General features: G+C 62.7%; 6 protein-coding genes. 4 read left to right on the forward strand and 2 right to left on the reverse strand.

Annotated elements, in window-relative coordinates; genetic code table 11:
• Positions 1-125 precede the first annotated feature (125 nt).
• The gene (locus ABLE43_RS01990; RefSeq protein ID WP_348976788.1) at positions 126-1,304 is read left to right on the forward strand and encodes a restriction endonuclease; all 1,179 of its coding nucleotides are present in this window, start codon (positions 126-128) and stop codon (positions 1,302-1,304) included.
• 115 nt (positions 1,305-1,419) lie between these two features.
• Positions 1,420-2,604: an SIR2 family protein gene (locus tag ABLE43_RS01995; RefSeq protein WP_348976789.1), complete on the forward strand. Its 1,185-nt coding sequence runs from the start codon at positions 1,420-1,422 to the stop codon at positions 2,602-2,604.
• 277 nt (positions 2,605-2,881) lie between these two features.
• Here ABLE43_RS01995 and ABLE43_RS02000 read toward each other — a convergent pair whose 3' ends face one another.
• Positions 2,882-5,233 carry a DUF4238 domain-containing protein gene (locus tag ABLE43_RS02000; RefSeq protein ID WP_425475219.1) on the reverse strand — a complete coding sequence of 784 codons (2,352 nt, stop codon included), beginning with the start codon at positions 5,231-5,233 and terminating at the stop codon, positions 2,882-2,884.
• A gap of 232 nt (positions 5,234-5,465) precedes the next feature.
• Between ABLE43_RS02000 and ABLE43_RS02005 the strand changes: the two genes are divergently transcribed.
• Together ABLE43_RS02005 and ABLE43_RS02010 are read left to right on the forward strand one after the other, a co-directional pair.
• Positions 5,466-6,800: a DUF5677 domain-containing protein gene (locus tag ABLE43_RS02005; protein ID WP_348976791.1), complete on the forward strand. Its 1,335-nt coding sequence runs from the start codon at positions 5,466-5,468 to the stop codon at positions 6,798-6,800.
• Complete coding sequence (locus tag ABLE43_RS02010) at positions 6,801-7,826, forward strand: HNH endonuclease (protein ID WP_348976792.1); 1,026 nt, start codon at positions 6,801-6,803, stop codon at positions 7,824-7,826.
• A gap of 290 nt (positions 7,827-8,116) precedes the next feature.
• Here the strand turns inward: ABLE43_RS02010 and ABLE43_RS02015 are convergent, their stop codons facing one another.
• The gene (locus ABLE43_RS02015; RefSeq protein ID WP_348976793.1) at positions 8,117-11,833 is read right to left on the reverse strand and encodes a hypothetical protein; all 3,717 of its coding nucleotides are present in this window, start codon (positions 11,831-11,833) and stop codon (positions 8,117-8,119) included.
• Positions 11,834-11,978: the final 145 nt, after the last annotated feature.

An 11,978-nucleotide genomic window follows, 5' to 3' on the forward strand; every position in this document is an offset into this window, starting at 1 on the left:
CGCCGCTTCGCCACACGAGATCGGCACCCCTTCCCCGGGTCGCCGCAACGTGCGAGATATAGCGGAACGAAAGGAAAACAACAAGGCGCGCCCCGGGCGTTCGCCAAGGTGAATTGGGGCGCGCGATGATCGGCGAAGACGAATATCTGGAGCGCATTGTTGCCGGCATCCATGCCGTCACGACCAGCGATGCCGACGTCAGCTGGAACGAAGTCATTAATGGACGACAATTCGATGTCGTCGTGCGCTTCGCGCTGGGTACGCTTCGCTACCTCGTGCTGATCGAGGTGAAGAACAAGACACGCCGCGCCTCAGCGCAAGATCTTGATGCCTTCGTCACCAAGGCGCGAGACCAGAATTCGAACAAAGCGGTGTTCGTGAGCGCGGCCGGCTTTCAGGCGGGTGCGATCGAGGTCGGCAAACGACACGGCGTCGACATGTTCCAGGTGTCGTTCGATGAAGAACAACTCGAACTCTCCACAACCTCGGGCTATGTCGCGATCCGTCGCTCCGATATGCCGATCCTGCCAGGGACAGTGCCGACATTGTCGATCGGCGACCCCGAACCGGCTCTTTCAATCGACAGCGTCAGCCTCTTATTCACGGGAGGTCGGCGGTACGCGCTACCCAACGAGCAGTCGCAATTGACCTATTATGTTGGCAAGACGCGGTTCCACGACGGCCGCGTCCTCAGAGACGCGATGGATCACCATCCTTTCGGCCCCGTCGAGCTCAACAAGACCCGTAAGGAAGTGATCAAGCTGCGACCGCCGCGAAATGTAACGCCTCCCGATACCTATTACTTCCCCGCCGGCAAGCTACAGGCGATCGAGTGCTTCGTTACGCTGCGCCAGGCGCGGCACGTCAGCGGGAATGTGCGGATAGATCCCGGCGCGTTCCGGCCGCCGGTCATCTATACCAACGTCGTGACCGGGACGTTCGACCGGTTCGCGCTCGACCAGCTCCCCCTCGGCACCGGGCCGGTGAACCCTGGTAACTTCTATTTCCTGCTGCACCCGTTGCGCTATTATCACTGCGCCGACGTGCACGGCGGGCTGGTCACCTGGGAACTGATCGAGAGCTTCCAGAGTGGTGAAAAGATGTCGGGAGCCTATACCCAATCGACCGACTATGCACCGCACTATATCCCGGTCACCGACAAGGCGATCATCAAGCGTCTCGAATGGCGTCTCGCCGATTTTCAGGCGTTACGGAGCGGCGGAGTTCGCCCAGTCGCCGAGCCGCCTCGGCTGGGCCGGTGGCCATGGCAATTGCCGTGGCGCCGTTCGGATCCCCGGAGTTGAACAATCGCCGCTAGGAGAGAAGTGCAGACGGACCGGTCATGGCAGAATTGTAAGTTTACTTGGACCTGAGTGGGAGCATCGACGCATGATTTCGAGGCGTACTGGTACTGCGTTGATGCTCGTCGGCGCAGGCGCATCCCTTGACTACGGCGCGCCCTCTACCCGCACCCTGACAAGACAAATCCGCAATGCAGTGCTGTCGGATCACTGGATGCGGCTGTCGGGTGGGGGCGAGGCGTATGCCGAGATCTCGGCCACGCTAGCCGACTACTACCACGGCGGGGAAGACGCGGTGAACTTCGAGCAGATCTACCACTGCGCCCATGAGCTGATCTACGCGCGACCGCCATCTGCCGGAGCGGTTGACACGTTCCGGCCTGCGCTCAGCCCCTTCGTCGCAGCGAAGGTCGATCTCGGTGAGCGCGCTCTCGTCAGCCTGATCGGGTTCATGGAGGACACCATCTTCGAAACGATGACGTCGGCCTCCGCCCGCCCGACCGCCAGTCTCGTGCCTCTCGCGAGGTTCATTGCGAACATCCGAGCGGACTGGGTCACCCGGATCTACACGACCAACTACGACGACTTCATCCTGCAATCGTCCCCAGACCTTTTTACCGGGTTTCCGGAAGGAGGGGCGAGACAGCCCAGGCGCTTCGATGGCCGCTGCTTCTGGGCCGGGGAACGACGCGATTGCGTGTTTCACCTTCACGGGGGCGTGCACATGGGCTTCCATAACGGGGATGCCAACAGCCGCATCGGCGACCTGTTCTGGTATGATGACCGCGAGGAGGCCCAGCTAAACGCCTCCTACATGGGATCGGGCCACCGACGTCTGGATGGCAGCCAAGTGCACCGCTCGGCGATCGTCACTGGCCTCGACAAGCTCTCGCGGCTCCAGAATGCGCCGATGTCATACTACTACACGTCCTTCGCGCGTGACGCGCTCGCGGCCGATGTGATTTACATAGTAGGATATGGGCTCGGCGACGTGCACCTCAACAACTGGTTGCACCAAGCGCGTGCCGGATCGCCGCGGCCGCCGCTCGTTTTCATCGACTATTGGCGCGAGGGTTTCGCCCGGAGCTCGGCGTTCAACGAGAACGACCATCGGCTGCTTGAGATGTGGCACGAGTTGCGCATGCCGCTCGGCTACCAGCCGGGTCAGGACGATCATTCACACGACGGGTGGACGCTCGACGGTGGCGCGACCTGCGCGGTCTGGGACCGGGGCCTAAGGGCATTCCTCGAGGATCCCGACCGTCACGCCCCGGTGCTGGCACGCCTCGGCGTGAAGCCGTGAGCGGTTTGCCGATCGACGGCTTGAATCGGCCAGAGTCGCAGCTTTCGTCGGGATCGGACGTTCATCGGCGCGGAGGTGCGCGGCAGGCTTTGGGCCGTCTTCCGCCTGTCAGCATTCAGGCGGAGCGCTTCGAAAAGCTGACATTTGATAGAGCCGTCGCCGGGCCAGCAGTCACTGGGATACCGACCCTTCCAAGTTTCAGCATTCCCGATGGTTGCAGATCATTCACGCGTCCGCGATGGCTCCCCAGTTTGAAACGGGAAGCAGGCGATCAACATCAAGCGCCCATGCGATGAATGTAGAAGGCCATCGGCACCATCGGCAGGTGATGCTCAGAACTCGACATAAGCAGCAGGCGATTAATCGTATTGTCCTGGATGCCTGTCGGCGCGAAAACGCAGGAGATTCTGCCGTCATTTCCGACGTCTCCCCGCTTGCGAAGCGCGTTCTGGGCGGCTGTATGCGTGCTGACGAACCGCGAGGCGAGCCCTGCCTCGAAATTCGGCCGGGGACCGCGATCTTCGACAGCGGCGAGATACCGGAACATGTCGCCGAACAGCGTGGGATAGCCCGACAATATGCCCTCCCGTGCCAACTGGATGATACGATCCGGGTTGTCAGGAAACAGAAAGGCGGCGTCGGCGAGATTTCCGGCGAGCTGTCTGAGACGAGCCGGCGGCGCTCCCGCCCTCGGTCGCGCCGCGCGGAGAATCTCACGCCAGCGGAAGGCGCTGTCGGTCACGATCGAGGCCCCGGTCACCTGCGCCAGATACATGGCAATTTCGAAATTCGGCCCCATCTGCATCAGGCGCATTTGGCCGCCCTCCTTGCCGCCGTCGAAGATGCCATCCTGTAGCGCCGTCAGCGGGTCTTCCTCCTTCAGCCGCTCCAGCTCGGACCATATGCCAGCAACCTCGGTCGCATCGAGGCCGGGAAAATTCTCCCTCAGCCGGGCCTCCTGCGCGTCCTGGGGCCACATAAGCGTATCGCGCATGAAGTCGGCGCGCATCAATTCTTCCAGCCGCGGTTCTCCGCGGAGACTGATGTCGATGCCCGCGGCGCGCTGCTTGGCCATCGCCATGGTTTCGCGGCGGAGATGATAGTCGAAGGTCCATGGGTCCGGGATGAGGTTGATCAGTCCGGCGTCCACAAGTGGCATGACGTTGAGGAAGAAGGCCACGGCCTTCAGAAATTCGAGATGATAGCTGCGCGGATGCACGGTCGGCCGGAACTTCTCGGCGATGGTGCCGGCGTGGACGAACGGGGTCTCGACGATCAGCTCGCCGAAATAGAGCGACGCACCCAGCGCGAATTCGACGATGGACTGCGGATGGAGCGATCCGGTGTAGACCGCGCGCGGACGCCCGTCGGGCTTGGGCAGTAGCGCGAGCAGGTCGGTCTCGAGCGGCCAGAGCGCCTCGTAGAGAAAGTAGACCTCTTTAATCTGGTCATCGGTCAACTCGCGCCTGACCGCTGTCCAGTCCTTGCCCGCGTCGAGACCCAGGATCGACAGGATGCCGCGATGAAGGACCAGATTGCGCTCGCGAATGCTACGCTCTGTCCAGCTTGGCCGCAGCGCAGGTGACCTTGTCTTGCAACAGATGCGGTAGGGACGTCCCGACCCGCAGCCGCAGGGGGCGCTCGGAGCCAGTTTCTTTGCCGGTGGGACCTTCTTGAGGGCTTCCCGCTCCTTCTCAGTCCGGCCGTAGGCATCCTGGTAGCGGACGCTGCCGTCTTCGAACCCCACATAGGTTTCGCCGCCGTAATGCCAAAGCTCGTCACGCGGCGGGAGCAGAGTTGCGGCAAGGTCGGCCCATGATCCGCTCGCGTGCTGTTCGGGATAGAGCCATTCGCGCTTGCCGGCGGCTATATGGCGCTGAGCCCGCGCTTTAAGCACATGGTTGACGCGTGCCACCTCGATGTCGGTGAGCCGCCGCGTGCGTATCATCTTGTCCGTGCGCACCATCGACTGGCGGAAGTTGCGCGCGAAGATTCGCTTCTCCAGCGGTGGTACCGACGGATTTTCGGCATATTCGAGGTTCGTCAGGATGAGACAGTGGTCACGGCTCATCGGGAACAGGGTCTGCGATGCTTTCAGTGCGATCCCCGGATCATGGGGAAAGGCGCACTGCGGCGCTTCGGGTGGTAGGGCGTGATTGTAGATCGTCACCGGATGGTCGGTCAGGAGAAACTTCACCCCGGCATCCTCAGCGGAGACGATCTCCCGCACGCACTCGGTCCAGATCGTGGCGTGGAGCATGCGGATGCCCTGCATCTCCATCATCAACTCATTCTGGTGAAGCGCAGGATAGTGTGCCCGCAACCACGCCAGGCCCTTCGGCGTGCGCAGCTTCTGGATGTCGATATATTCGAAGAATGTACCGAAATGCTCGTGCCAAGCGGCGATGTCAGTTCCCGCGAAGGCCCTGACCGCCTGCGATCCTCGCGTGTCGATATCGCCGAACAGCTTCCGCTCGATCTCGTCATTCACCTCTGTCAGGAAGAAGGTCGAGTATAGGTCGGTTTGGAAGAAGCAGCGCTTTGTCGGCGCATCGAACAGCGATCGTTCGTGAATGACGCTCCCGTCGGCAAGAAGCTTGGTGGGCGGTTTTAGGTCGAGATAGGCCAAGGTCGAGCGACCTGGTTCGAGGAAGCCCCTTTGATGCCATTGGGGAACGAAGTGATTGTCTCTCGTGATCACCATTTGCGATCGCGATCATATAGTCCGGGCGGCAAGCGGACAACGTCGCGCCGCCGTTTCTGATGGATGATCGACGATGGCGCGTGCATGGCTGCGCCGTTGCCGTTTCCCTTTCGTTCCGCTACGTTTCCACCCCATTTGAGACAGTGGGAATCGGTTGATGGGTTCGTTGCAATCCGTGCTTGAAGAGCAACTGGCAACCATGCCGCGGATCATCGCGACGGAGCTAGTACGAGACAAGCTCAAGGTAGCCGGGCATGCCGAGAATGAAAAACTGGTCGAGCAGATAGTTGATCAACTGCTTGGTGCCGGCTCTGACAAAGAGGATGGCGACGACGGAGATGTCCTCGAATTCGAGACCGACGAGGAGATCGTGCTCGAATTTACCGACGCTGACATCGCCCGCGCGCAGGAATATGTCGACAAGATCAGTGAAACGATACCTGAGTTGATCCACGGCGCGGCTGAGGCCGCGGCGGTCACGATGTTGCGCCAATACGAACGCGACTGGGCGGCTTGGCGCGAGGCGACGGACATCCAGATGGATCAGTTTCGGTTCAACCTTCAGGCGCGCTGGGGAAAAGGCTTCGACGCGCTTCGCATGCTGATTGAGCTGTCGCGCGACATCGGCACCGATTTTTATCGTCGGGCCAGTCGCTCGCGATCGCGCCGTCGCGCGCATCTCAACAAAGCGCTCTCCCACCTTCATGTCCGCGCCATCCAGATCGCGTCCGAGATCATGGTGCTGATGGAGAATGGCTATGCCGACGGCGCCATGGCGCGGTGGCGCACGCTGCACGAGGTCGCCTGCGTCGCGATGGTGCTGGGCGATGGCGGCGAAGCCTTGGCCGAACGCTATCTCGCCCACGAGATCGTCGAGGCAAAAAAGGGGCTCGGGCAATATCAGCAATGCCATCCGAAGCTCGGCTATGCGCCGTTCTCGATCCGCGCGGCCGCGCGGATCGAGCGCGACTATGCCGATGCGATCAGCCGTTACGGCAAGGATTTCGGCGGCGACTATGGCTGGGTCGCGGCGCATCTGGGCAACCCGAGACCTAATTTCAGCAATATCGAGGATGCCGCCGGCCGGGCGATGATGCGATCGCACTACAAAATGGCGAGCCATAATGTGCATGCGAGCACCAAGGGCATCGCCTATCGACTTGGCTCGCTCGACCGCCAATATGCCGTAATCGCGGGCGCCAGCAATGTAGGGTTTGTCGAGCCTGGCCAGAATCTGGCCTTGAGCCTCATGCACATCACGATGCTGTTGCTGCCGACGTCGTGGACGCTCGACAAGATCGCGCAATTGATGGCGCTCAACAAGCTGCATGACCGCATCCCGCGCGCGCTGGCTCAGTCCGAGCGGGCGATCGCCAAAGACGAGAAGGCGATCCGCGAGGCCGCGGTCGCTCGTCGCGCAAACCGCTCGCGCGCAAAACCCAGATCGCGGTCGCCGCGCCGCGACCGATCCTGCGCCACTGCCACGATATAGATGAAGATGGAGAATGGTCCTGCCCGTGCGCCTGATGCGACGCTTGACTGTCCTGACTATGCGATTGTCGCCATGGTCCAGGGCAGTTTGGGCGAGCCGAGCGTCACGTTGGGCACGAAGGGGCGTTGCCGGTTCTGCGGAGAGACCGCCCCCCGTGCGTTTCGCAACGTCGCTCATACGCTGCCCGAGGCGTTCGGCAATAAATGGGTGACGTCGCTCGACGAATGCGATGCCTGCAACGCGCGGTTCGGCGCATTCGACGACGCGCTGGTCAAGAGCATGGGCGCGATCCTCACGGTCGGCGGCACACAGGGCAAGGGCAACAAGGTGCGCCAAACCGGACGCACCGACGGCCCCGCATCGATCCGCCACCAGATCGTCGATGGCCAGCGGTCGATCTCTATGCGCGCCAACGGCACGCCGTTCAGCGACCATTTCGGCGTGAACTTCAAGACTGGCGAACTTGTCTTCCGTATCTCTGGCGGGACCGAGCGCTTCGTTCCGGCCAAGGCTTACAAGGCGCTGGTCAAAATGGCGGTGGCGCTGCTGCCGGACGACGAACTGCCGAACTTCACGAAGATCATCGCCTGGCTTGGCTCACCCGACGACGATCTGCTGCCGCACATGGTCGTCGGAATCTCCTTCTCGATTATCGGTAATTCTCCGCCGCTGCTTGCCGCAGCGCTATTGCGACGGGCATCCGTCAGCCGGGACACCCCCTATATGCTGTTCGTCACCACCATGGGTTCGGTTTGCCTGCAGATCGTGCTCAAGGCCAACGCATTGGACGGGGCGTGGCCGTCGCGCCTGCGCACCCGCCCCAACATCCGCTGGACCAACTTACTAGCGCCGCCAGGCGAGGAGCCGCTTGCGCTCGCCTATGACGCGCCTGTCCATCTCGACTGGGGACGCGCGGGGTTGGAACCGCCTGTGATCGAGGCGATCGTCACCGCCGTCCATCCGCAAACTGCCCAAGGGCGGATGACCGCCGTACTTCGGCAAAGCGCGCTCGCCTCGCCGCCATGAGCACGGCGTTCTGATCAGGGCGCGCGCTTGGTCGGAAAGCCGACCCGCCGGTTTGCGCGACCCGAATGCCGGATTTCAGCAAAAGCCGACGCTCACATCAACGACGTTGAGGGTCTTGAGGTGGTCGACAAGTGCCGCAAGCGGGAAGACCCAATCCCGGCCATTCACGCCGCCCTCTGCAATTCCCAACTTCCGCCGTTCGTTCAGTTCCCGATCGTTGGCTCAACCTGGCGGCGGCTGACAGGCAGGTGTTTTGTAGCCGATCGAGCCTGCTACTTCATCGAACTTCCTTAGACGGTTTCCGCGCGTGCGGCCAGCACGTCGCGTTCGAGAAGCCCGATGCGGTAGGTGATTACGCGCGTGGTGAACTCTGTCGGTTCGCCATTCCCCATGCGTGCGAATTCCGTCGAGAGCCGCTCCGCCGGGTCGCCATCGAGCTCGCCTCGGACGCGGTCGAGCACCTCCTGTATCAGCAAGCAGGCTGCGCCGATATCGTCATCATATTCAGTGTCACGCAGCCTCTCGAGCAATCCCAGCCGAGCGCTGACGCTGTCGACGAGCTCCTGCGCATACCCTAGCTCCTCCTCATTGAGGTCCCGGTCCGCGTTCGCGAACACCGCCGAGATCTGAAGTAGCACGTTGAACGCCTCCGCAAGCGCCGCCGCCGCGCGCTCCTCCAAGATCGGAAGCGGTAGATGCCCCGACCATTTCGTGGCGAAGTCGACCATTGGAAGAAAGGTCGAATAGAACACGCCCGCAAGCGCTGCGACCACTAGCCCCTCGCGGACCGGCACGATGCTGACACGATGGGTGTCGGGGAACTGGCCGACGACTTCCGTAAAAGTGTCGGCAAGGGTCATATAGTCAATGAGATGTTCGACCGGCAGCAGGATCGCATAGTCGACGCGCGGCCAATAGGGTGCGTCCGGCTCGTCCATCGGCCGCGACACCACGAGAGCGTCGATATCGTTCGCGGCAAGCACGGCGCGGATTTGCGCGGTCATCGCTTCCGCCGCGTGCCGCGCGCGATCCCTCGCGTCGGCCGCGAACCGTATTCGGGCCCGACGACTGCGGCTGGTGCGCTCCGCCAACAGCCGCGAGCGCCGGAATGCCTCGGCATTTACATGGGCATCGCCGAGAATCGCATCGATGTCATGGAGGGTTGCGGACAGGCTCTGCAGCGCATCCATCGGCGGAGCTTCGACCCATCGCCAGTTGCTCGCCGACAGCAATGCTTCGGCATTCGCATGCAGCTTCGCGGCATTCACGGACACGAGGATCGGCCGCTCAATCGTTCCCCCCAATTCCTGGGCGAGCTGCGTAACCGATGCCACAAAGTCGTATGTCTGGTCGGCCGTTGAATACTCGCCCTGGTCGCGGGCAGAGTGTGTGGTCGAACCGACTGAGGGTGGCTGGATAAACGAATTCAGCAATGAGCGGACAGCCAACAAGGTGGTGAAGCGTTGATCCGCCGCTATCCCCCGGCAATACAGGTCGGCCGCGTCCGCGAGCATCGTTGCGAGTTCCGTAATGGCGCTGGCAAGAGCATTCGCACGGCCGCTTTCCGTGGTTGGTCCGGAGCAGCTCTGGATCGCCCGCAACGCCGCCCTGTTCCAGGCGACACGCACCGGCGTGGGTAGGTTATCGCGGGGGATGTGTTTGGTCGTCAGTGGGTGACCCTGGAATCCGGCCGGGTTACCGTCCCATCCAAGCATCGAGGAAGCGGCAATGTCGGCTGTCGGGACGGCGGCGAACAGCCGCGCACATTGCTCGACCACGGTATCATTCGCATCTGGATGGATCGGCTCCCCCTGGAAGCGGACGTTCGAGGTTACCACCCGCAATCCGTTTTCTTCCTCGATGGTCGGGCGTGTCACCCAGGCGACTTCTTGATGGATTCTCGACAGCAAATGATCGCTCCCTCCGAAGCGTTTCACGAGTTGCTGCGCCGGTGCGGCTCCAAATTCGCGTATCGTCGCCGCGACCGCGAGTCCCTGCTCGAGCGGCACATCGGACCAGTCGCCCGCTGGCAAGGCGGTGAAACTGGGAGCGGGCGCCATCGTCACCATCGGCGCCAACGCAGCGGCAAGCTCGTGATAATCCTCCAGGTCTGCATCAATCTCGGCAGGCAAGCCGGACAGGCGTTCCAGCAGCGCCGCGCGCAGATCGCGCTGGCCGACCTCGGGCAGCCGCGCAATCACGGCGTTGATCTTCGCGAATTGGGGGAGATCGAGCTGCGATCCCGCCAGAGCGAACGAGAAGGCTAGGCCGGCGTGCCTCACCTCGAGCTCTTCCTCCTCGACGATCGCGATCCAGCGCTCAGCGACCCGATCGCACGCGGCAAGTCCGAGCCCGTGGAATATCGCGGCCAGTTCAGGGACCGAGAGTGCCGCGGCACGTCCAGCCAGTGCGTCCAGAACCGCGTCATCGGCTTCGGGCAGCGCGGCGAGAAGCTGCGGGAGGACAATTGAGAAATCGTGGCTACGCAGGACGGCCGCCATTTCCTCCAGCTCGATGTCGAGGCCGCGAGGCAATTGCTGCTCAAGCGCGGCGTATAGTCCCGCCGATCGAATTTGGTGCAGTCCGCCGAGGCTGCCATCGTCCCTGACGCGTATCGCATGTTCGTCGACCAGCCGCGCCAAGGCGCGCGCGAAGTCACCTTGGCTCAATCCCACACGGCCGCGGAGCCGTTCGGAGTCGGCCGCGCCGCCGAAGCGCGCGGCAGGAACGACCGCCTGAAGGATAGCAAGCTCATCGTCGCGCCCTTCGAGCATGCGGCGGCGGACCTGCGCGTCCAGCGTATCCTGCAGCCGCTGTCCGCTTGTCAGCAGGTGCCCATATTCGAGCAGCAGCCCTTCGCTACGTTCGAAGGGCTCCCGCCAGTGGAGGAAAGCCAGCTCGCGCTCTTCCCGCAACGCCAACCAGATCCTTTCGGCAAGCTCGGCGTCGAGGGCCGGGCGCGCGAGGGCGGTCGAGGCGAGGCTGCCAATGAGGAAGAGGTCCTCCTCGCGTATGGTGCCAAGCAACAGCACTCCGAGCGCGTGGCCGAGTTCGTCTGCCAGCGCTTCCCAAATCCCGCCAAGGTCGCGACCGACATCGTCGAGCACAAATCCCACGGGACGCTCAGGCGATGCTTCCAGGCTGCGGGCCAATTGGACCAGCAGATGGGCCTGATCGGCAGTTGCGCGTCGCAGCCGAAACCAGCGGATGGCATGCCGGTTTTGGTAGGCGAACAGCCAAGCCGCTGCGGATTTGCCGCTTCCTGACGGCCCCGTGATCAACGCGCGCCGCTGCCGCTGGAGGCCGGACGCTACCTCAGCCATAAGCTCCGGGCGCTCCAGCACGAGCCCTGCGGCGACATGGCCGGGCGCGACATCGACGCCCTCATAGAAATACGGATCCTCCAAGGGCGCAAAGGTGACCGGCTCGCAAAGACCACCAGCGATGGCCGGAAACAGTCCAGCGCGGTCGACAAGGGCAAGGACATCTGCGGCCAACGCTTCGACGTCGGTTGCGTCAACCACGGCCGGCTGGTCTGCGGGCGCGCGATAATTGTGATCGGCTTGCTCGCCGACAAGGTGGCGAAGCCGGTGCGCTATTAGACGCCCGACGGCGTCGGCAGTATCGCGGCGGGCGGCAAATAGGATGACGCTCTCATCCAGCGGATTGGCGATGCTCACTACGGCGGAAACCCTAAGAAGCTCATCGAGCGTCAGGCCTTTCGACTCCGTAAAATCCGCAAGATGGGAAGCCAAAAGTGCGGCATTACTCGCTTCGTCGGTGAGGTTGCCGTCCCAGCCAGTTTCGACGAGTTCCTCAGCCGGTCGCTCCAGCAAAAGTACGATCCTGCACGATCGGGACCGCAGCTTCTCCACATCAATGGTGCCGGCCGATTTCACGAGGATCGCCGCGAGTTCTGCGGTCGTGAAGCACCCCCGCGGATCGTGGCGCGACTTCGCTTGGATTCGAATCTCTGCGGACCCACCGTGGAGCGTCAGGTCATCCACGCCCTCGGGCACAAGCACCGTCTGACGTGACCCCCTGGTTTCCACCAGCGCGGATTAGAGCCCGGCAGCTTTGTTGCGCATGAGCGCGGGTTGAGCAATGGCCTGCGCAGCGGAGCCCGTAGGGCGTAGCGAAGCAGAACATTGC

Source organism: Sphingomonas silueang (assembly GCF_040049155.1).
GTDB lineage: Bacteria > Pseudomonadota > Alphaproteobacteria > Sphingomonadales > Sphingomonadaceae > Sphingomonas > Sphingomonas silueang.